The sequence below is a fragment of the Streptomyces xantholiticus genome, from assembly GCF_014651015.1.
GTDB lineage: Bacteria > Actinomycetota > Actinomycetes > Streptomycetales > Streptomycetaceae > Streptomyces > Streptomyces xantholiticus.
On record NZ_BMWB01000021.1, the window covers coordinates 1 to 20,628 of the forward strand.

At 71.5% G+C, this 20,628-nt stretch carries 18 protein-coding genes; 7 read left to right on the plus strand and 11 right to left on the minus strand.

What is annotated here, in order from left to right; genetic code table 11:
* Positions 1–486: 486 nt before the first annotated feature.
* Entirely contained in the window at positions 487–1,485 is a 999-nt protein-coding gene (gene trpS / locus IE198_RS25835; protein ID WP_189890665.1) for a tryptophan--tRNA ligase, read from the plus strand.
* Between the two features lie 39 nt (positions 1,486–1,524).
* Here the strand turns inward: trpS and proC are convergent, their stop codons facing one another.
* From proC to IE198_RS25860, 5 genes are all read right to left on the minus strand, one after another.
* Positions 1,525–2,334, minus strand: coding sequence for a pyrroline-5-carboxylate reductase (proC, locus tag IE198_RS25840; protein ID WP_189890667.1), 810 nt, complete (start codon positions 2,332–2,334; stop codon positions 1,525–1,527).
* Between the two features lie 110 nt (positions 2,335–2,444).
* On the minus strand, positions 2,445–3,182 hold the full coding sequence (locus IE198_RS25845; RefSeq protein ID WP_189890669.1) for an ABC transporter permease: 738 nt from the start codon (positions 3,180–3,182) through the stop codon (positions 2,445–2,447).
* Positions 3,179–3,946, minus strand: coding sequence for an ABC transporter ATP-binding protein (locus IE198_RS25850; RefSeq protein WP_189890671.1), 768 nt, complete (start codon positions 3,944–3,946; stop codon positions 3,179–3,181). Before IE198_RS25850 ends, IE198_RS25845 begins: the two co-directional genes overlap by 4 nt.
* Positions 3,947–4,118: 172 nt before the next feature.
* Positions 4,119–4,622, minus strand: a complete 504-nt coding sequence (locus IE198_RS25855) for an MFS transporter (RefSeq protein WP_189890673.1) — start codon at positions 4,620–4,622, stop codon at positions 4,119–4,121.
* Positions 4,623–4,655: 33 nt separating this feature from the next.
* Complete coding sequence (locus IE198_RS25860) at positions 4,656–5,000, minus strand: SH3 domain-containing protein (RefSeq protein WP_189890675.1); 345 nt, start codon at positions 4,998–5,000, stop codon at positions 4,656–4,658.
* Between the two features lie 133 nt (positions 5,001–5,133).
* Here IE198_RS25860 and IE198_RS25865 point away from each other — a divergent pair, with 133 nt between their 5' ends.
* A complete protein-coding gene (locus IE198_RS25865; RefSeq protein ID WP_189890903.1) occupies positions 5,134–7,293 on the plus strand; it encodes a serine/threonine-protein kinase in 2,160 nt (719 codons plus the stop codon).
* A gap of 26 nt (positions 7,294–7,319) precedes the next feature.
* Here IE198_RS25865 and ilvD read toward each other — a convergent pair whose 3' ends face one another.
* From ilvD to IE198_RS25885, 4 genes are all read right to left on the minus strand, one after another.
* A complete protein-coding gene (ilvD, locus tag IE198_RS25870) occupies positions 7,320–9,170 on the minus strand; it encodes a dihydroxy-acid dehydratase (protein WP_189890678.1) in 1,851 nt (616 codons plus the stop codon).
* Between the two features lie 104 nt (positions 9,171–9,274).
* Positions 9,275–9,919: a TetR/AcrR family transcriptional regulator gene (locus IE198_RS25875; RefSeq protein ID WP_189890680.1), complete on the minus strand. Its 645-nt coding sequence runs from the start codon at positions 9,917–9,919 to the stop codon at positions 9,275–9,277.
* Positions 9,916–10,734, minus strand: coding sequence for a sugar phosphate isomerase/epimerase family protein (locus IE198_RS25880; RefSeq protein ID WP_189890682.1), 819 nt, complete (start codon positions 10,732–10,734; stop codon positions 9,916–9,918). Before IE198_RS25880 ends, IE198_RS25875 begins: the two co-directional genes overlap by 4 nt.
* Before the next feature lie 22 nt (positions 10,735–10,756).
* Positions 10,757–11,689 carry a Ppx/GppA family phosphatase gene (locus IE198_RS25885; RefSeq protein ID WP_189890684.1) on the minus strand — a complete coding sequence of 311 codons (933 nt, stop codon included), beginning with the start codon at positions 11,687–11,689 and terminating at the stop codon, positions 10,757–10,759.
* Between the two features lie 40 nt (positions 11,690–11,729).
* Between IE198_RS25885 and IE198_RS25890 the strand changes: the two genes are divergently transcribed.
* Positions 11,730–12,542 (plus strand): DUF3109 family protein, encoded by an 813-nt coding sequence (locus IE198_RS25890; RefSeq protein ID WP_189890686.1) that lies wholly within the window; start codon positions 11,730–11,732, stop codon positions 12,540–12,542.
* A gap of 361 nt (positions 12,543–12,903) precedes the next feature.
* Here IE198_RS25890 and IE198_RS25895 read toward each other — a convergent pair whose 3' ends face one another.
* A complete protein-coding gene (locus IE198_RS25895) occupies positions 12,904–14,586 on the minus strand; it encodes a BACON domain-containing protein (protein WP_189890688.1) in 1,683 nt (560 codons plus the stop codon).
* 184 nt (positions 14,587–14,770) lie between these two features.
* Between IE198_RS25895 and radA the strand changes: the two genes are divergently transcribed.
* Both radA and disA read left to right on the plus strand, forming a co-directional pair.
* Positions 14,771–16,213 (plus strand): DNA repair protein RadA, encoded by a 1,443-nt coding sequence (radA, locus tag IE198_RS25900; protein WP_189890690.1) that lies wholly within the window; start codon positions 14,771–14,773, stop codon positions 16,211–16,213.
* Positions 16,214–16,257: 44 nt separating this feature from the next.
* Positions 16,258–17,382, plus strand: coding sequence for a DNA integrity scanning diadenylate cyclase DisA (gene disA, locus IE198_RS25905; RefSeq protein ID WP_100108436.1), 1,125 nt, complete (start codon positions 16,258–16,260; stop codon positions 17,380–17,382).
* Between the two features lie 23 nt (positions 17,383–17,405).
* On the opposite strand, the gene IE198_RS25910 is transcribed toward disA, so the two are convergent.
* A complete protein-coding gene (locus IE198_RS25910; protein ID WP_189890692.1) occupies positions 17,406–18,236 on the minus strand; it encodes a hypothetical protein in 831 nt (276 codons plus the stop codon).
* A gap of 176 nt (positions 18,237–18,412) precedes the next feature.
* Here IE198_RS25910 and IE198_RS25915 point away from each other — a divergent pair, with 176 nt between their 5' ends.
* Entirely contained in the window at positions 18,413–19,066 is a 654-nt protein-coding gene (locus IE198_RS25915; protein WP_189890694.1) for a phosphatase PAP2 family protein, read from the plus strand.
* Between the two features lie 534 nt (positions 19,067–19,600).
* Positions 19,601–20,515: an HhH-GPD family protein gene (locus IE198_RS25920; RefSeq protein ID WP_189890696.1), complete on the plus strand. Its 915-nt coding sequence runs from the start codon at positions 19,601–19,603 to the stop codon at positions 20,513–20,515.
* Positions 20,516–20,628 lie beyond the last annotated feature (113 nt).

A 20,628-nucleotide genomic window follows, 5' to 3' on the forward strand; every position in this document is an offset into this window, starting at 1 on the left:
GTTCCGACTCTATCAGACTCTTTCGGGCCTGATTCCCAGTCAGCGGGAGTTGCCTTCCCGGCCGTTGGGCCGTTCCGACGAGTGAGACTTTAGCGGAACCCTTGGCCGCGACGCTAACCGGGGCCGGCGTCCTTTCGAACGCGGATTCTTCATTTCGCAAAAGCGCACGAAAGACAAAGCGACACGGAATGTCGCCCGATCGAAGTGGGTCTTGCGGAATGGCTGCCCGGGGCCGACCGGAGTCGGTGCTCACGTCGGGCAACCCGGAGAACACTACGGAGGCCGGTTCCCGATGTCAACCCGGCCCTGCACGCTAGGGTTGGGCGCATGACATCGCGTACGTGCTTCCTTCAGTGGTGGGCCGCCTGACGGCGGCCGGCACCTACGCATGCACCCACGGCCGCCGCCTCGGCGGCCGTTCGCGTATCTCCCTCCGGGAGCCCGGCCGCTGAAGGCGGCGGCTCCGACCAGGAGACGGAGAACGTGATGAAGCGGATCTTCAGCGGGATCAAGCCGACAGGGCATCTGACCCTGGGGAACTACCTCGGAGCTCTGCGCAGGTGGGTCGAGGCCGACCAGCACCAGGCGGACGCCCTGTTCAGCGTGGTCGATCTGCACGCGCTCACCGTCGACCACGATCCTGCTCGCGTACGCAGACTGAGCCGACAGGCGGCGACGCTGATGCTCGCCGCCGGTCTGGACCCTGCCCTGTGCACGGTGTTCGTCCAGAGCCATGTGGATGAGCACGCCCGGCTTTCGTACATCCTCGAATGCACGGCGACCGACGGGGAGCTGCGGCGCATGATCCAGTACAAGGAGAAGAGCGTCCGGGCTCGCGCCGCAGGTCAGAGTGTGCGGCTGTCCCTGCTGACCTATCCGGTGCTGATGGCGGCGGACATCCTGGCGTACGGGGCCGACGAGGTGCCGGTGGGCGAGGACCAGACACAGCATGTGGAGCTGACTCGCGATCTCGCCGTGCGGTTCAACCAGCGCTACGGGCACACGTTCCGCATCCCCCGTGCCACGCAGCCGCCGGTCGCGGCGCGGGTCATGGATCTGCAGGACCCCACATCGAAGATGGGGAAGTCCCACGAGTCGGGTGCCGGAATCATCTATCTCCTCGACGAGGCCGACGTTGTGCGCAAGAAGATCATGCGCGCGGTCACCGACAGCGGACAGGACGTGGAGTACCACCCCGGCTCCCGGCCCGGCGTCGCGAATCTGCTGGAGATCCTTTCCGCCTGCACAGGGAGGAACCCGAAGGAGCTGGCCGGTGTATACGAGTCGTACGGGGCCTTGAAGAAGGACACGGCCGAGGCGGTGCTGGAGCTACTGAGGCCGATCAGGGAGCGGCATGCGGAGCTCGTGGCCGATCCGGGACACGTCGACGAAGTGCTGAGGAAGGGGGCCGGACGGGCCAGGGAAATGGCCCGTCCGACGGTGGACGCTGCTTACCGGGCGATCGGCCTGCTGCCGGCCGGGTGACGGGACGGGACAGACCGGACCGGTGGTCGCCGGGGCCGCTCAGCCGTTGCCCGAGGCGAGTTCGCGGCTTCGGTCGCGAGCCGCTTCCAGGGCGGCGATCAGGGCGGCTCGTACGCCGTGGTTCTCGAGTTCTCGGATGGCACTGATGGTGGTGCCGGCAGGGGAGGTGACTGCTTCACGGAGTTTCACCGGGTGCTCGCCGCTGTCTCGGAGCATCACCGCGGCGCCGATGGCGGCCTGGACGATCAGGTCGTGGGCTTGGGCGCGGGGGAGGCCGAGGAGGATGCCCGCGTCGGTCATGGCCTCGACGAGGAAGTAGAAGTACGCCGGGCCGGACCCGGAGAGCGCCGTGGCCGCGTCCTGCTGGGACTCGGGGACACGGAGGGTCTTGCCGACACCGCCGAAGATCTCCTCGGCGTGGACGACGTGGTCGACGGTGGCGTGGCTGCCTGCGGAGATCACGGACATGCCTTCGTCCACGAGTACGGGTGTGTTCGGCATGACACGAACGACGGGGGTGCCCGCCGCCAGGCGCTCCTCGATGAAGGAGGTGGTGATTCCGGCCGCGGCGCTGATGACAAGGCGGTCGGCGGTGACGTGCGGGCCGAGTTCGTCGAGGAGCTTGCCCATGTCCTGGGGTTTGACAGCGAGGATCAGGGTGTCGGCGCGCTTGGCGGCCTCGGCGTTGCTGACGGCGTCAACGCCATAGCGGTTGCGCAGCTCGTCGGCGCGCTCGGTGCGGCGGGTGGTGACCAGCAGGTCGGCGGCGCGCCAGCCGGCGCGGATCATGCCGCTGAGCAGGGCTTCACCGATCTTGCCGGTTCCGAGGACTGCGACTGTCTGGGTCATGGCTCTGTTCACCTCGCCGGTGGGGGTACGTGCGCACATCCTGTCACCGGAGGCGGTGCCGTGCCGTTGTGGTCCGAGTGTCGGTACGGCCGCCCCGGCAGCATGGGGGCTCAGGCGGTGCGGCGGCGCAGGGTGGCCGCTCCCAGGGCGAGGACGAACAGGGCGCAGGCCGCGACGACCAGGATGTCGCGGACGAAGTCGCCGGTGACATCGGGGTGGCGAAGGACTTCGTTCATTGCGTCGACGGCGTAGGACATCGGCAGCACGTCCGAGATCGCTTCGAGCGCGGGCTGCATCGTCTCCCTGGGGGTGAACAGGCCGCACAGCAGCAACTGGGGGAAGATCACGGCCGGCATGAACTGGACCGCCTGGAACTCGGAGGCGGCGAAGGCGGAGACGAAGAGTCCGAGCGCCGTGCCGAGCAGTGCGTCGAGGAGTGCGACGAGGAGCAGCAGCCAGGCCGAGCCGGTGATGTCGAGGCCCAAGCCCCACAGGGCCAGGCTGGTGGCGAGAAGCGACTGGACGACTGCGACGAGACCGAAGGCCAGGGCGTAGCCCGCGATCAGGTCGGCCTTGCCGAGCGGCATGGCGAGGAGCCGTTCGAGGGTTCCGGAGGCGCGTTCTCGCAAAGTGGCGATGGAGGTCACCAGAAACATCGTGATCAGCGGGAAGATGCCGAGCAGCGACGCGCCGATGGAGTCGAAGGTCTGCGGGCTGCCGTCGAACACGAACCGCAGCAGGAAGAGCATCACGCACGGCACGAGGATCATGAGGGCGATGGACCGTGGGTCGTGGCCCAGCTGCCGCAGGACGCGAGCGGCGGTGGCGAGGGTGCGGGCGGTGCTCATCGGGCGTCCTCCTGAAGGGCGTCGGCCTGGTCGACGAGGTGGAGAAAGGCCTGTTCGACGGTTTCGGAGCGGGTGCGGATGCGCAGGTCGTCGGGTTCGTCCTCGGCGAGGATCCGGCCGTCGCGCATGAGCAGGAGGCGGTGACAGCGCTCGGCCTCGTCCATGACGTGGGAGGAGACGAGGATCGTCGCGCCGCGCTCGTCGGCCAGGCGGTGGAAGAGGTCCCACAGGTCGCGGCGGAGGACGGGGTCGAGGCCGACGGTGGGTTCGTCGAGGACGAGTACCTCGGGTGTGCCGAGCAGGGCGACGGCGAGCGAGACCCGGCTGCGCTGCCCGCCGGAGAGCCGGCCGGCGAGTGAGTCGGCATGCGAGGCGAGGTCGACGTCCTCGATGGCCCGGGTGACGTACGCCCGGCGGGCGTCGCGGCTCCCGCGGCCCGGCAGCAGGACGGAGGCGAAGTATTCGAGGTTCTGGCGGACGGTGAGGTCGTCGTAGACGGACGGCGCCTGGGTGACGTACCCGATGCGGGAGCGGAGCTCGGCAGCGCCGGCCGGGCGGCCGAGGATCTCCAGGGTGCCGGTGACCTTGGCCTGGGTGCCGACGACGGCGCGCATCAGGGTCGACTTTCCACAGCCGGAGGGGCCGAGGAGGCCCGTGATACGTCCGGACAGGACGGTGAAATCGAGGCCGCGCAGGACGGTGCGCTCTCCTCGTACGACGGTGAGGCCGCGGGCGAGGACGGCAACGCCGGAGGAATTCATCATGCGATGAATAGTGCTCCCGGCCGCATACGGCCGTCAAGCACTTGCGCCCGGTCGCACCCCCTGGGGGCGCGACCGGGCGCGGTCTGCGGCGGATCTCTGTGGCGTTTCTCCCGGGCGTCTCCCGGGGCGCCTCACTGCGGTGCTCCTCTGCGGTGCTCCTCTGCGAGCGCGGTCACCTGCGGTTGGGCTTGCGGGCGGCAGGGTTGCCCGAGCGGGTGCCGCGGCGCTTTGCGTACTGAGCCCGAGCCGTCTCGTACTCGGCACGGCGCAGCTTCTCGCCCGGCGCTTCGGCGAGGCAGCGCAGTGAGTAGGCGATGAGCGAGCCGATGAAGCCGATCATCTTCAGGCTGCGCAGGGAGTCCTCGGACGACGAGCCGTCAGGGCGGCGGGAGAAGCCCTCCCATGTCTTGCGGAAGGCGATGGCGCTGCACACGGCGAACATCACGACGACGAGGACGTTCACGAAGCTCCCGACCTCGGCGATCGCGAGCCCCTGGTAGGCGAAGCGCAGCACCAGAGCCGCCGCGAACGCGGTGATCAGCGAACCGGCGGCGAGGCCCGCCCGGCGCAGCGCGTACCCCCGTTCGTGCCCGACCCACTTCGTGCCGAAGAAACGGATGGGCTCGGGCTCCGGGCCCCCGCCGTTCGTCGTGGTGTTCTCCGTGTGCTCGCTCACGGCGTCGATTATCCCCGCTGCGTCAGGGCAGGGTCAGGAGCACCGCGGGGCGACGTAGCCGTTGCTGCCCGTGTACACGTACGCGTCGGAGACGAACTCGCCGTTGGCGATGTTGTCCCACAGGTTGGTGGTTCCGTACGGGCCGGTGATGGTCTCGCCGGCCTTCTGGCAGTTGATCGGTACGGTCGCACCGTACGGAAGGATCCTGATCAGCCGGTAGTTGGTGCCAGGGCCGGACCGGACGTTGAGGCGGACGCCGGGAGCGACCGGGTAACGCGTGGCCGCCATGGTCCCGATCGATTCGGTGCCTGTCCCGCTCGCGTCGGCGTCGGCCGGCGCATGTGACGTCTCTGCGTTCTGAGCCTCTTCAAGAGCCATCGGACTTCCCCCCGTTGACGTGGATGAGTGGCGCGGCGCGCCGCGCGCAGGCTAGCAAGCCATGGCCGGATCGTACGCATCATCGACTAGGCTCCGAGCGTCGCGCGTGCGCACCATCAGACGGGGGTGGGAGATGCCACCGCTGCGCAGCACCGGGCCTTTCCCGGAAGCGGAGCATCCGGAATATGCGGGCCAGTACCGCCTCGAGGCATGCCTGGGCAACGGAGGCATGGGCGTCGTCCATCTGGCCACCTCCGCCTCCGGCCTGCGGCTCGCGGTCAAGGTCATTCATGCCGAATACGCCTTCGACCCGGAGTTCAGAGCGCGTTTCCGGCAGGAGGTGGCCGCCGCCCGCCGGGTGAGCGGCGCGTTCACGGCACCGGTCGTCGACGCCGACCCGGACGCCGACCGGCCATGGATGGCCACCCTTTTCATCGACGGTCCCACGCTCGCGGAGCGGGTGAAACGGAACGGCCCGCTGGATCCGGCCGAACTCCGCAGGGCGGGCGCGGGCCTCGCGGAGGCGCTGCGCGACATCCACCGCGCCGGAGTGGTGCACCGCGATCTCAAACCAAGCAATGTGCTTCTGGCGGCGGACGGGCCGAAAGTCATCGACTTCGGCATCTCACGCCCCGCCGACAGCGACCTGCGTACGGAGACCGGAAAGCTGATCGGTACCCCGCCGTTCATGGCGCCCGAGCAGTTCCAGCGGCCCCGCGAGGTCGGACCGGAGGCGGACGTCTTCGCGCTGGGCGCGGTGCTGGTCCACGCGGCGACCGGACGCGGTCCGTTCGACTCCGACAGCCCGTACATCGTGGCGTACCAGGTGGTCCACAACGAGCCGGACCTGTCGGGTGTACCGGAGGATCTGCTACCGCTGCTGGAGCGCTGCCTCGCCAAGGACCCGAAGGCGCGGCCGACGCCGTTCGATCTGATGGTGGCGCTGCGGGCGTCCTCGCCGTCCTGCGGGTACGACACCCAGGCCTACATACCGGCGCAGCGCGATCCCGACCCCGTCGAGAACTCCGCAGCCGTAGCCGCCCCCGACCGGGCCACGGCCGAAGCGGCTCCCCGCGGACGAGGTCGCCGTAACCGCTGGGCGCTCGCCACCGCCGCCGCGTTCACCGTCCTGGTTGCGGCCGGTGCCGTCGCCTTCGGCCCGGCCGCTGACGACGACTCACCCTCGACGCCCACCGCCGAACAGGGCTTCCGCCCGTGGAGCGTCGCCCTGCCGGACGGCACCGAGGACGCCACCCCGGTGTGCTCGGCCGGCGGTGAGGACGCCGTTTACTGCGCAGCCCCCGGTGTAAGAGCCGCCCGGCTGGATGCGGCCGACGGCGCTCCTGTGTGGTCCGTCGAGGACCCGGGCAACGATGGCGCGACCGGACAGAGCGACGAGGGTCTGACGCCCCACCTGACCGCGGGGCTGCTGCATGTCGTGACGCCGGGCGGTGGCAGCTACGAGGCGCTGGACCCGGAGACGGGTGAGCCGCGCTGGGATCTGGACGTCTCCGCGTACTCGACGGTCCGCACCGTCGGCGACACGGTGCTGCTGGTGACCGACGCCGGGCTGGTACGTGCCATCGACGCGGCGTCTGGCGAGCAGCGCTGGCTGGAGCGGCACGGCGGGCCGGGCGCCCAGTGGGTCTCCGACCCGGCCGGCGAGGGACCGGCGCTCGCCGCCACGCCCTCGCCGGACGGGACGTCGACGCTGATCAGCGCCGTCGATCCGATGCGCGGTGAACTGCTCTGGACGAAACGTCTGGCGGGTTCTCTGACGCCGGTCCAGCCGTCGGACGGTTCCCTGTATCTGCTTTCGACGGACCCCGACGGCTTCACCGACGCGGTCGTGACACTCGACACCTCGACCGACGCACGCGCCGTGCGACGAGTCCCCCTGACCGTCCCGGCCGATCAGGCCCAGGCAACGGTCGCGGGGCAGGTCGTCTACGTCTGCGGTGCCGGAGGTTCTCTCACGGCCGTCGACACGGCCCGTTCCGGTGGCGGTGCCAAGGACGCCGAGCTGTGGCGGCTGGAGACCGGGGTCGCCCATCTCTCACGACCGGTCTCGGATGCCCGGGCGGTCTATCTGTCCGCCGCCGACGGGCGTCTGCTGGCCGTGGACGCGCAGCTCGGCAGGGTCGTGGGACAGACTCGTCTGCGGATGGCCGACGACGGTTCGACGTTCGCTTCCGTGCTGCCCGCGCCGGTCGTCGCCGGCGGCAAGGTGTACGCCACCGCCCCCGACGGCTCGGTATTCGCCGTGGACGCGAAGGACCCGGCGCGCTGGTGAGCGCACCGGGCCTTCGATGAGGCAGGTCAGCCCAGCTTGGAGACGTCCCTGACGGCGCCCCTGTCGGCGCTCGTCGCCATCGCGGCGTAGGCGCGCAGCGCGGCGGACACCTTGCGTTCCCGTGCCTTGGGGGCGTAGACGCCGCCCAGGGCCTCACGCCGGGACGCCAGCGTGGCGTCGTCGACGAGGAGCTCGATGATGCGGCCGGGGATGTCGATGCGGATGCGGTCGCCGTCCTCGACGAGCGCGATCGTGCCGCCCGAGGCCGCCTCCGGGGAGGCGTGGCCGATCGAGAGGCCGGACGTGCCGCCGGAGAAGCGGCCGTCGGTGATCAGGGCGCAGGTCTTGCCCAGGCCGCGGCCCTTGAGGAAGGACGTCGGGTAGAGCATCTCCTGCATGCCGGGGCCGCCCTTGGGACCCTCGTACCGGATGACCACCACATCGCCGTGGGTGACCTCCTTCTTGAGGATCTTGTCGACGGCCTCTTCCTGCGACTCGCACACCACGGCCGGGCCCTCGAAGGTCCAGATCGACTCGTCCACACCGGCGGTCTTCACGACACAGCCGTCGACGGCGAGGTTGCCGCGCAGCACCGCGAGACCGCCGTCCTTGGAGTACGCGTGCTCGGCGGAGCGGATGCAGCCGTTCTCGGCGTCGTCGTCCAGCGCCTCCCAGCGCTCGGACTGGGAGAAGGCCGTGGCGGACCGGACGCAGCCGGGCGCCGCGTGCCACAGTTCGACGGCCTCGGCGGACGGCGAACCGCCGCGCACGTCCCAGCTCTTGAGCCAGTCCGCGAGCGAGGGGCTGTGCACGGAGTGCACGTCCTCGTTCAGCAGGCCGGCGCGGTGCAGCTCGCCCAGCAGGGCGGGGATGCCGCCGGCCCGGTGGACGTCCTCCATGTAGTACGTGCGGTTCTTGGCGACGTTCGGCGCGACCTTGGCCAGGCAGGGAACCCGGCGCGAGACGGCGTCGATCTCGTCGAGGCCGAATTCGACGCCCGCCTCCTGGGCGGCGGCCAGCAGGTGAAGGATCGTGTTCGTCGAGCCGCCCATGGCGATGTCGAGGGCCATGGCGTTCTCGAACGCCGCGAAGGTGGCGACGTTGCGCGGCAGGACGGACTCGTCGCCCTGCTCGTAGTACCGCTTGGTGATGTCGACCACCGTCGCGGCGGCGTTCTCGTACAGCGCCTTGCGGGCGGTGTGGGTGGCGAGGACGGAGCCGTTGCCCGGCAGGGACAGACCGATGGCCTCGGTCAGGCAGTTCATCGAGTTGGCGGTGAACATGCCCGAGCAGGAGCCGCAGGTCGGGCAGGCGTTCTCCTCGATACGGAGGATGTCCTCGTCCGAGATCTTCTCGTTGACCGCGTCCGACATCGCGTCGACCAGGTCGAGCGTGCGGACGGTGCCGTCGACGAGCGTCGCCCGGCCGGACTCCATCGGGCCGCCGGAGACGAAGACGGTCGGGATGTTCAGCCGAAGGGCGGCGTTGAGCATGCCCGGGGTGATCTTGTCGCAGTTGGAGATGCAGATCAGGGCGTCCGCGCAGTGCGCCTCGACCATGTATTCGACCGAGTCGGCGATCAGGTCCCGGGAGGGCAGCGAGTAGAGCATGCCGCCGTGGCCCATGGCGATGCCGTCGTCGACGGCGATCGTGTTGAACTCGCGCGGCACGGCTCCTGCGGCCTTGATCGCCTCGGACACGATCCGGCCCACCGGGGCCAGATGCGTGTGCCCCGGGACGAACTCGGTGAAGGAGTTGGCGACGGCGACGATCGGCTTGCCGATGTCCTCGCTCGCTACGCCCGACGCCCGCATAAGGGCGCGGGCGCCCGCCATGTTGCGGCCGTGGGTGACAGTGCGGGACCTCAGCTCGGGCATCGTCGCTCGCTCCTTAGGCGTCCTGAGGACAGATGGGTCTGTAGTCGAGCGTACGCCGCCGCTCCAAGATCTGGACAGCTTGTCCGAAATGCGGGACGCCCGGCTCATTCCTCGGTCGCCTGCCCACCGGGGCCCACCGGGTCCCGCTCCGTGAGGTACCGCTGCAGCGTGGGCGCCACGATACGGATGATCTCCTCCGGATCCGCGGACGCCAGCGGATCGACCCGGATCACGTACCGCAGGATCACGATGCCCACCATGTGGGAGGCGGCGAGCTCCGCCCGGAACTGGGGATCGGGTACGTCCAGCTCTCCCGCCACCCGCTCCAGCAGGTGCCGCAGCACGAAGCCCCGCAGCACCTTCGCCGCCGCCTCGTGCGTCAGCGCCGATCGGATGATCGCCAGCAGCGGGCCACGGGTCGCCGGGTTCTCCCAGATGCCGATGAAGAAGCGCGCCAGCCGCTCGCCGATGCCCGCCGCGCCCTGCCCGAGGATCTGCGGAACGACCAGCGCGGGCTCGAACGAGACCTCGATGGCGGCCGCGAAGACGTCGTCCTTGGTGCCGAAGTAGTGGTGGACGAGTGCCGCGTCCACCCCGGCCGCCCTGGCGATGCCGCGCATGGTCGTCTTGTCGTAGCCGCGCTCCGCGAACTCGGCACGGGCCGCCTGCAGGATGCGCTCCCGCGCCCCTGGCCCCTCCTCGGCCGCCCTACGGGCCGGACGCCCCCGCCCCCTGCGCTCCTGCGTCATGAGATGCGGCTGGCCGACGCCAGGTGCAGCCGCGTGAAGGCCAGCGCCTCCGCGAGGTCGGCCTCGCGTTCGGCGGCGGACATGGCGCGCCGGGTGTTGACCTCGATGACGACATGGCCGTCGAAGCCGGTGCGCGCCAGCCGCTCCAGCAGTTCTGCGCAGGGCTGGTCGCCGCGGCCCGGCACCAGGTGCTCGTCCTTGGCGGACCCCCGGCCGTCGGCCAGGTGCACATGCCCCAGCCGGTCCCCCATACGGTCGACCATCGCCATGGTGTCGGTGCGGGACGTCGCGGTGTGCGAGAGGTCGATCGTGAAGTGACGGTAGTCGTCCTTGGTGACGTCCCAGTCCGGGGCGTAGGCGAGCATCTCGCGGTCCCGGTAGCGCCACGGGTACATGTTCTCCACGGCGAAGCGCACGTCCGTCTCGTTCGCCATCCGCCATATCCCGCTGACGAAGTCGCGGGCGTACTGGCGCTGCCAGCGGAACGGCGGGTGCACGACCACCGTCGACGCGCCCAGCTTCTCGGCCGCGGCCCGCGCGCGCTGGAGCTTGACCCAGGGATCGGTGGACCACACCCGCTGCGTGATCAGCAGGCACGGTGCGTGGACCGCGTGGACGGGCATCCGGTGGTAGTCCGAGAGCCGACGCAGCGCCTCGATGTCCTGGCTCACCGGATCGGTCCACACCATGACCTCGACGCCGTCGTAGCCGAGGCGTGCGGCGACCTCGAAGGCTGTCGCCGTCGACTCCGGATAGACGGAAGCGGTCGACAGGACAACCTTCGCATCCGGGATACGCACGACTGGTTCTGCCACGGAGACAGCGTACGGGGCAGAACTAGGCAGTAGTGAGGTGATCGAGGCGGCGCAGGATGAGGCCCTCGCGCAGCGCCCACGGACAGATCTCCAGCTTCTCCACGCCGAAGAGGTCCATCGCACCCTCCGCCACCAGGGCTCCTGCGAGTATCTGGCGGGCCCGCCCCTCGGACACGCCGGGCAGCCCCGCACGCTGCTCCACGGTCATGCCTGCGAGCTTCGGCACCCACTCCTCCAGCGAACTGCGACTCAGATCACGCTGCACGTACAGCCCCTCCGCCGAGCGGGCCGCGCCCGCCATACGGGCCAGCTGCTTGAAGGTCTTGGATGTCGCCACGATGTGGTCCGGCTTTCCGAAGCGGCTGAACTCCCCGACCGTACGGGCGATCTCTGCCCGCACATGGCGGCGCAGCGCCTTCACGTCCTGCATGTCCGGCGGGTCGCCCGGCAGCATCCCCGCGGTGAGCCGGCCGGCGCCGAGCGGCAGGGACACCGCCTTGTCCGGGTCCTCGTCCATTCCGTACGCGATCTCCAGGGAGCCGCCGCCGATGTCGAGGACGAGCAGCTTCCCGGCCGACCAGCCGTACCAGCGGCGGGCGGCGAGAAAGGTGAGACGGGCCTCCTCCTCGCCGCTGAGCACCGTCAGCACGACCCCGGTCTCGTCCTTGACCCGCCCCAGCACCGCGTCCGCGTTGGTGGCCTCGCGCACGGCGGAGGTCGCGAAGGCGAGGACCTCCTCGCAGCCCTTGTCCTCGGCGGCCTGGAGGGCGTCGGCGATCGTGTCGATGAGACGGTCGATCCCGTGGGGGCCGATCGCCCCGTCCGCGTCGAGCAGCTCCGCGAGGCGCAGTTCGGCCTTGTGGGAATGGGCAGGCAGCGGCCGCGCACCGGGGTGGGCATCCACCGCCAACAGGTGAACAGTGTTCGAACCGACGTCGAGGACTCCGAGTCTCATGGGCGGAACGCTACTGCGGCCGCACGCATACGCTGGACCTGTGCCAAAGACGAAAAAGGCGAAGCCGGGCAAAGCCAACCCGTTGACGAAGATCGAAGCAGACGAGAAGGGTTTGGACTTCGCCCGCGCATGGGTGGAGTTCCCCGACCCTGCGGACGACGAACAGGTCTTCCGCTGCGACCTGACCTGGCTGACCTCGCGCTGGACCTGCATCTTCGGCAGCGGCTGCCAGGGCATCCAGGCGGGGCGCGCGGACGACGGCTGCTGCACGCTCGGGGCGCACTTCTCCGACGAGGAGGACGAGCAGCGGGTCGCCGGGCACGTGGACCGCCTCACACCGGAGGTGTGGCAGTTCCACGACGTCGGCACCAGCACGGGCTGGGTGCAGGAGGACGAGAACGACGGCGAGCGTCAGACCCGGCGCTGGGAGGGCTCGTGCATCTTCCAGAACCGCCCCGGCTTCGCGGGCGGCGCAGGCTGCGCCCTGCACATCCTGGCGCTGCGTGAGGGCCGCGAGCCGCTGGAGACCAAGCCGGACGTGTGCTGGCAACTACCGGTGCGGCGCACGTACGACTGGATCGACCGGCCCGACGACACACGCGTCCTCCAGGTCTCCATCGGCGAGTACGACCGCCGCGGATGGGGTCCGGGCGGCCACGACCTGCACTGGTGGTGCACCTCCGCGACCTCCGCCCACGGCGCCGGGGACCCGGTGTACGTCACCTACCGCCCGGAACTCACGGAACTGATGGGCAAGGCGGCGTACGACGTCCTCGCCGAGCTCTGCGAAGCCCGTCTGGCCTCGGCCCTTCCCCTCGTGGCCCCTCACCCGGCCGACCCGACGGCGGGGTGACGGACGTCGTCACGACCGGAGGGGGCGGGCCGCCGCGCGGCCGTTCCCCCTGCCCACCCCTTGCCGAACCGCGGCTCCGCCGCGGACCTGTTTGGGCGCCGGACAGGCTGAATCGGCCGCTGTCGCGGCAACCGGCCTCGCCGGAGACCCCCGCCGCGTCCAGGTCGTAGGAGGTCCCGCGCGCGGGGTTACGGGTGGGGTCCCCCCAGGACGCCGGGACAAGGGGTGGGGTCGCCGGCACACCGCGCCCGTCCGGCGGGCGGTGCCTCTGGAGCCCGGGGCCCGGGACCGGCTCCGAACGGGGCCCGGGGCCGAAAGGGGCGCGGTGGGGGAAGTCACCTTCGGCCACCCGCCACCCACGTCAGCCCGCCGGCGGCGGCGTCGCCGGACCCGAAGGCGGTTCCGCCGTCGGGTCCGGCAGGGTCGGGTCCGGGGGCGGCGACGTCGGGCTGGAGGAAGGCGGGCCCGACGGCGGCGTCGGGTCCGGGTCGGACGACGACGGCGGCGGGCTCGACGGCGTCGTGGGATCCGGGTCCGGCGAGGAGGACGACGACGGCGGGCTCGCCACGTCGCCGTAGCCACGGATCGACACGACCGCCCCAGCAGGATCGATGCCCACCCGGGCCACCCACGGCCCCGCCGGCTCGCGCGAGTGGTCGACGATCACGTACAGGCTGATCGTTTCGCCGGGGTTCAGCGTGCCGGACGTCTGGCTCAGATAGAGCCAGCCGGCGCCCGCCCACGCCCCCCACCGCACCGGCGCTCCGCCCGACGCGGTGAGCGTGATGCGCGTGCTGTCACCGGCCGGTTCCGCCTCGACCGTGATCCGGCCGGGACCGGGCTGCCCCGGGACGGACGGCGACATGGGTCCGTCGGTGCTGATGACCTCGACCGCGACGTCCGGCGAGCGCCGGTTCGCGGAGAAACGCGGGTCCGGCGTCGCGCTCGCGTTGCCGGCGTTCTCGTAGTGGTCGTACGGGTCGGCAGCCGCCCCGACCCCGTTCGCCCGCTCGTCCGCGCCGGCCGAGGGCCCGTGCGCCTCCCCGGTCAGCGGTGCGCCCCGGTACGCCGCCCACAGGGCGAGCACGGGGGCCGCCACGACCGTGGCCACGACCGTCGTCGTGACGGCCCGGGCACGCAGCCGGTCCCGCCGTGCCGCATGGTCCTTGGGGTCGAGGGGAAAGCCGCCCGGGCCGAAGCGCGGCCCTCCCGCCCGCGTCCTCGGCACGTGCAGCATGGCCATGTACACGGCCGCCCGCGGTGCCTCGACCAACGGCAGCGCGGCCGGCGTGACGGCGGAGCCGGGCCACGGCCCGCCCGCGCCGGCACGCTCCGCGGCGCGTCGGCAGCGCGGGCAGTCGTCGACGTGCCGTACGAGTTCCTGGCGCAGCGCCGCCGAGAGCAGCACGCGTTTGTCGCCGGTGAGCCGGCCGACGGCCGGGCAGTTGCCCGTCTCGACGACGGCGAGCGCGGCACGGGTCCGCTCGACCTCGCAGGCCGCGGCCGCCAGGAGCTGCCGGGTGGCCGTGTGCTCCGCGCCGAGGACCGCGGCGACCTGGCCGGCCTCGAGCCCGTGCCGTACGGCGAGTTCGAGCGCCTCACGCTGCTCGGGTGTGGTACCGGCGGCCTCCGGCCAGGCCAGCAGGGCCAGTTCGGCACGCCGCTGTGCAACCTCCGTCGGCACGCGGGGCGCGGGCTCCTGCGTGGCGGCGGGCCGCCCGGTGTGCGCGCCCTGCCTTCTGCGCCGCTGTTCGCTCAGCCGGCGCAGGCAGGCCCACCGCGCGAGCGCGTACATCCAGGCCTTCCGCCCGGCCGTGCCGGCCGGGCAGCGCCCGTGCTGGCGTTCGGCGATGGCGAGCACGTCACCGAGGACCGCCGTGGCCGCGTCGTGGTCGCACAGCACGGACAGGCAGTAGGTGAACAGGCCGTCCAGGTACGGCTCGTAACGTGCGGGCGGGCGTCCGGGCCTCGTACGGGGCGCGCGCCCGTGCGCCCGGTGTGCACCGGTGGTGTGGGTAGGGGGTTCCAGCCTGCTGCTCGTCACTCCGTGACCGTAGGGGCAGGAACACGACCCGTTCGCACCGCTTGAGTACTTTTAATCCCTACGGGTGAACAGTTCCCTCGAAGGGGGACAGGAATACCGATTCCGGCCCGAATACTGCTCCGGATGCCGGTCCCCCTTCCGGTGGAACGACAGCGCTGTCGGTGGTGACCGTTACGGTTTGCGCATGGCTGCCCGTACGAAATCCGCGAAGGACCGGCCGTCCTACCGCTGCACCGAGTGCGGCTGGACCACCGTCAAGTGGCTCGGCCGCTGCCCCGAGTGCCAGGCCTGGGGCACGGTCGAGGAGTACGGCGCGCCCGCCGTCCGCACCACCGCGGTCGGCCGGGTCTCCACCGCCGCCCTGCCCATCGGGCAGATCGACGGCCGGCAGGCGACCGCACGCTCCACCGGCGTCGACGAACTGGACCGGGTGCTCGGCGGAGGCCTGGTCCCCGGTGCCGTGGTGCTGCTCGCCGGGGAGCCGGGCGTCGGCAAGTCGACGCTGCTGCTCGACGTCGCGGCGAAGGCGGCGAGCGACGAGCACCGCACCCTCTATGTGACGGGCGAGGAGTCCGCGAGCCAGGTCCGGCTGCGCGCCGACCGGATCAACGCCGTGCACGACCACCTGTATCTGGCTGCCGAGACCGACCTGTCCGCCGTGCTGGGCCATCTCGACGCGGTCAAGCCGTCGCTGCTGATCCTGGACTCCGTGCAGACCGTGGCCTCTCCGGAGATCGACGGCGCCCCCGGCGGCATGGCGCAGGTCAGGGAGGTCGCGGGCGCGCTGATCCGCGCCTCCAAGGACCGCGGCATGTCGACGCTCCTCGTCGGCCATGTGACCAAGGACGGCGCGATCGCGGGACCCCGGCTGCTGGAGCACCTCGTGGACGTGGTGCTGCACTTCGAGGGCGACCGCCATGCCCGGCTGCGGCTGGTCCGCGGTGTGAAGAACCGCTACGGCACGACCGACGAGGTCGGCTGCTTCGAGCTGCACGACGAAGGCATCACCGGCCTCGCCGACCCCTCCGGCCTCTTCCTGACCCGCCGCGACGAGCCGGTCCCCGGCACCTGCCTGACCGTGACCCTGGAGGGTCGACGACCTCTGGTCGCCGAGGTGCAGGCGCTGACCGTCGAGTCCCAGATCCCTTCCCCCCGGCGCACCACGTCCGGTCTGGAGACCTCGAGGGTGTCGATGATGCTGGCCGTGCTCGAGCAGCGGGGCCGGATCAGCGCCCTCGGCAAGCGCGACATCTACAGCGCCACGGTCGGCGGCGTGAAGCTCTCGGAGCCGGCCGCGGACCTGGCGATCGCGCTCGCGCTCGCTTCGGCCGCGAGCGACAGTCCGCTGCCCAAGAACCTGGTCGCGATCGGCGAGGTCGGCCTCGCGGGCGAGGTCAGGCGGGTCACGGGCGTCCAGCGCAGGCTGGCGGAGGCGCACCGGCTGGGCTTCACGCACGCGCTGGTCCCCTCGGATCCCGGGAAGATTCCGGCCGGTATGAGGGTCACCGAGGTCGCCGACGTGGGCGACGCCCTACGGGTGCTGCCGAGGGGCCGTCAGGGGGGCTCCGGCGACGCCTCGCGCAGAGAGCGGGCGGAGGCCCCACGGGAGGAGGAGGCTCGCCGGTAGACTTTGCCCTGGTCTCGCCCACCCGTACGAGCCGGAGGAGTGCAGTGGCAGCCAAGGACGGGGCATCAGCACCCGGAAAGTCCGGCGGAGGCTCCGGCAACGAAGCGCTGATCCGCGCCGCTCTGAGCGCCGTCGCCCCGGGCACGGCCCTGCGCGACGGCCTGGAGCGCATCCTCCGCGGCAACACCGGAGGCCTGATCGTTCTCGGCATGGACAAGACCGTCGAGTCGATGTGCACCGGCGGTTTCGTACTGGACGTGGAGTTCACCGCCACCAGGCTGCGCGAGCTGTGCAAGCTGGACGGCGCGCTCATCCTCGACAAGGACATCTCCAAGATCCACCGGGCCGGTGTGCAGCTGGTCCCCGACGCGTCGATCCCCACGGAGGAGACCGGCACCCGCCACCGCACCGCGGATCGTGTCTCCCGCCAGTGCGGCTTCCCGGTCGTGTCCGTGTCGCAGTCGATGCGCCTGATCGCGCTGTACGTGGACGGCGAGCGCCGGGTCCTGGAGGAGTCGGCGGCGATCCTCTCCCGCGCCAACCAGGCCCTCGCCACCCTCGAGCGGTACAAGCTCCGCCTCGACGAGGTCGCGGGCACACTCTCCGCCCTCGAGATCGAGGACCTCGTCACGGTCCGGGACGTCACGGCGGTCGCCCAGCGGCTGGAGATGGTGCGCCGGATCGCCACCGAGATCGCCGAGTACGTGGTCGAGTTGGGCACCGACGGCCGTCTGCTGGCCCTGCAGCTCGACGAGTTGATCGCAGGCGTGGAGCCGGAGCGCGAGCTGGTCGTGCGGGACTACGTACCCGAGCCGACTGCGAAGCGCTCCCGCACCGTCGACGAGGCACTCGCCGAGCTCGACGCTCTCAGCCATGCCGAGCTGCTCGAGCTGCCCATCGTCGCGAGGGCGTTGGGGTACAGCGGCTCTCCGGAGACGCTGGACTCCGCGGTCTCGCCGCGCGGTTACCGGCTGCTGGCGAAGGTCCCCCGGCTGCCGGGCGCGATCATCGAGCGGCTCGTCGAGCACTTCGGTGGGCTGCAGAAGCTGCTCGCGGCCAGCGTCGACGACCTGCAGGCCGTGGACGGCGTCGGCGAGGCGCGGGCACGCAGCGTACGTGAGGGACTGTCGCGGCTCGCCGAGTCGTCGATCCTCGAACGGTACGTGTAGCGGTTCGGCCCTTCCGCCCGGTCTCAGTCCTTCTCGAGACGGAAGGAGGCCGGCAGCACCGTCGCACCGGGGAACGAGGCCTCCACCAGGTAGGTACCGGCCCCGGCGGCACCGCCCTTCGGCGTCGCGCACTGCGGCGCGCTCCGCTCGCGGTCCCACTCCACGGTGTGCGTGATCGTCGAGCGCGCCGGGACCTGGAGCAGACGGCTCCCCGCCGGGCTCGGGCAGTGCTCGGTGGACCACACGGTCTCGTCCTCGGCATCGGTGACGGTGAACACCGCGGACCTGGGGCCGAAGTCGGCCTTGCAGGTCGTCGAGGAGGAGTTGGTGACGACGAGCCGGAACAAGGGCTTCTCCCCCGGCTCGTAAGCCACCTTGGCGCTGCGCAGCGTCAACTTCAGCGATCCCGGGGCGCAGCTGGGAAGCGTCGAGCCGGCCGGTACGGGTCGGCCGGCGGAGCTGCCGCCGGACGTACCGCCGGCATTGGTGCCGCTGCCGTCCGAACCACCGTTCGCAAGACCGTCGGTGGTGCCGTCCGCCGCGCCGTCAGAAGCGCCGCCGGAGGTGCCGCCGGAGCCGTTCTTGCCGTCGTCCGCGTCCGCGCCCGATTCGTCGCGTCCGCCCGGCTGTTCACTGATCGCGGGCCCCGACTGGTCGGGGCCCGGCGTGATCGAGGGCGCGGGAGTCGTGCGGCCGGCGCCCTTGTCGTCCGTCCCGCCCCCGCCGTCGCCCGTCGAACTCACGGCCCACACGATCAGCACCGCGAGGAGCGCGGCCAGTGACGCCGCGACTGCCCTCCGTCGCCAGTAGATGGAGGAGGGAAGCGGCCCGATCGGATTGCGCAGAGATCCCACGGCCCAAACTCTACGAGAGATCCGGGCCAACTCCCGTCCCACCCGCCGCCGAACTTCCCGAACTCTGCTGATCATCATCCCGCTTGCGTCCCCGCAAGGGCATTACTTTCTTGCGGGGTGGCACTGGCCGAACGCCACGGGTGACCGTCCCGGCCGAGCAGGTACGGTCCGTGACCATGAACAGCAGCATCACCCGCGATCTCTACCGCGACATCATCGACTTCGCCCACACCACTCCGTCCTGGGTTCGGCATCTCGCCGAACTGTGGACGGACGCAGGGCTGTTGCTCTTCGGGGTGCTGTTCGTCGTGGCCTGGTGGTGGTCGCGGACCGGCAACACCCGCGCCCTCGCCCTCGCGGTGCTCGCTCCGCTCGCGACGGCCGTCGGCTACGTCGTCAGCGAATCGCTCAAGTCGGTCGTGGACGAGGAACGCCCGTGCCGCACGGTCACGGACGCGGCGGCCTCATTGGTGCCGTGTCCGCCGACGGGCGACTGGTCCTTCCCGAGCAACCACTCGGCGATCGCGGGCGCGGCGGCGGTCGCACTGGCGCTCGCACGGCCGCGGATCGCGCTGCTCACCGTGCCGATGGCCCTGCTGATGGCCTTCTCCCGGGTCTTCGTGGGCGTGCACTATCCGCACGACGTGGTGACGGGCCTGGTGGTCGGCGCGGTCGGCGCGGCGGTGTTCGTGCTGGTGCTGGTCCGGCCGGCAGGGTCGCTGCTGGGCGCGATGCGGATGAGCCGGGTGCCGCTGGTCGTGTGGTTCACGGGGCCGGGTTCGGTGCGGCACGCCGCACGGGAGCCGCGCGCGTACGAGCCCCGCGCCTGACGCCCGGGGTGTCTTCTCCCCCCACCGCGCCCCGGCACGGACGGCGGACTTCGCCCCCCGGCCTCGGCGAGGTTGGGCCCACCACCGCGTCGGGGTTGCGCCCTTGAACCCCGCGCCTCAACTCCCAAGGCCCCTTGGGCGTGGGCGGCCGGACCCCCAGGGACGGCGGACGGATTTCGCGAAGCGGGAGTCCCGCCGCCCGACGGGCTGATTCGCCGCCGGCGACCCAGCTCGTGGGAGCGCCTCCCCACGGCCGCCGAGCCGTGGATGGATCAAGGCCACCGTGCGCAGCGCGGCACGGTGTCCGGCCGGACCCCATGCGCCGCGCGAGGCGCTACCGGGCCCGGGCAGAGCCCCGAACGCCGCGCGGAGCGCGGCACCGGGTCCGCGTGGAGTCCGGGTCGGGTAGGGGCGGGGTGCGGAGGGTCCCGGACGCGGTGGGCACCCCACCCCCGCCCGAGACACGCCCCCAGGCATGCCCGGCAAAGGCGGATGCCGCACCTGCACCCCCGGACGTGCCAGGATCAAAGGGCCATGACTGTCACTCACGTAACCCAGACGTCCGACATCCTCGATCCCGCCTCGCTCCACACGCCCGTCATCGCCTGGTTCGACAAGCACGCCCGCGACCTGCCCTGGCGTCGCCCCGAGGCGGGCGCCTGGGGCGTGATGGTGAGCGAGTTCATGCTGCAGCAGACTCCGGTGAACCGGGTGCTGCCCGTGTACGAGCAGTGGCTGGCCCGCTGGCCACGCCCGGCCGATCTCGCGCAGGAGGCGCCCGGCGAGGCCGTGCGTGCCTGGGGCCGGCTCGGTTACCCGCGTCGTGCCCTGCGTCTGCACGGCGCCGCGCAGGCGATAACGGAGCGGCACGGCGGCGAGGTCCCGACCGATCACGCGCAGTTGCTCGCGCTGCCGGGCATCGGCGAGTACACCGCGGCGGCCGTGGCCTCCTTCGCGTATGGGCAGCGGCACGCAGTCCTGGACACCAACGTCCGCCGGGTGTTCGCCCGCGCCGCGACCGGCATCCAGTACCCGCCGAACGCGACGACCGCCGCCGAGCGCAAGCTGGCGCGTCTGCTGCTTCCGGAGGAGGAGCGGACGGCGGCCCGCTGGGCCGCGGCCTCGATGGAGCTCGGCGCGCTGGTGTGCACCGCCAAGAACGAGGACTGTGCGCGCTGCCCGATCGCGGAGCAGTGTGCCTGGCGGCTGGCGGGCAAGCCGGCGCACGACGGCCCCGCCCGCCGGGGGCAGACGTACGCCGGCACGGACCGCCAGGTCCGCGGCAAACTGCTGGCCGTGCTGCGCGAGGCGGTGACCCCGGTGCCGCAGGCGGCGTTGGACGCGGTCTGGCACGAGCCGGTACAGCGCGGCCGGGCGCTGGACGGGCTGGTCACCGACGGACTCGTCGAGCCGCTGGAGAACGGTTACTACCGCCTCCCGTTGACCTGACGGCGGAGCAGCGCAGCGCTGCTGCCGCGAGGAAGCCAAGATCCCTACCCCACCCGCACCACCCTCCAAACATCCGTTGTTACACAACCGATGGACGGCCGTGCGCCGTCCGA

Excerpts from the sequence above, each read along its gene's own strand:
- trpS (WP_189890665.1), top strand. The coding sequence starts at position 487 with ATGAAGCGGATCTTCAGCGGGATCAAGCCGACAGGGCATCTGACCCTG.
- proC (WP_189890667.1), bottom strand. The coding sequence starts at position 2,334 with ATGACCCAGACAGTCGCAGTCCTCGGAACCGGCAAGATCGGTGAAGCC.
- IE198_RS25845 (WP_189890669.1), bottom strand. The coding sequence starts at position 3,182 with ATGAGCACCGCCCGCACCCTCGCCACCGCCGCTCGCGTCCTGCGGCAG.
- IE198_RS25850 (WP_189890671.1), bottom strand. The coding sequence starts at position 3,946 with ATGATGAATTCCTCCGGCGTTGCCGTCCTCGCCCGCGGCCTCACCGTC.
- IE198_RS25860 (WP_189890675.1), bottom strand. The coding sequence starts at position 5,000 with ATGGCTCTTGAAGAGGCTCAGAACGCAGAGACGTCACATGCGCCGGCC.
- IE198_RS25865 (WP_189890903.1), top strand. The coding sequence starts at position 5,134 with ATGCCACCGCTGCGCAGCACCGGGCCTTTCCCGGAAGCGGAGCATCCG.
- ilvD (WP_189890678.1), bottom strand. The coding sequence starts at position 9,170 with ATGCCCGAGCTGAGGTCCCGCACTGTCACCCACGGCCGCAACATGGCG.
- IE198_RS25875 (WP_189890680.1), bottom strand. The coding sequence starts at position 9,919 with ATGACGCAGGAGCGCAGGGGGCGGGGGCGTCCGGCCCGTAGGGCGGCC.
- IE198_RS25885 (WP_189890684.1), bottom strand. The coding sequence starts at position 11,689 with ATGAGACTCGGAGTCCTCGACGTCGGTTCGAACACTGTTCACCTGTTG.
- radA (WP_189890690.1), top strand. The coding sequence starts at position 14,771 with ATGGCTGCCCGTACGAAATCCGCGAAGGACCGGCCGTCCTACCGCTGC.
- IE198_RS25915 (WP_189890694.1), top strand. The coding sequence starts at position 18,413 with ATGAACAGCAGCATCACCCGCGATCTCTACCGCGACATCATCGACTTC.
- IE198_RS25920 (WP_189890696.1), top strand. The coding sequence starts at position 19,601 with ATGACTGTCACTCACGTAACCCAGACGTCCGACATCCTCGATCCCGCC.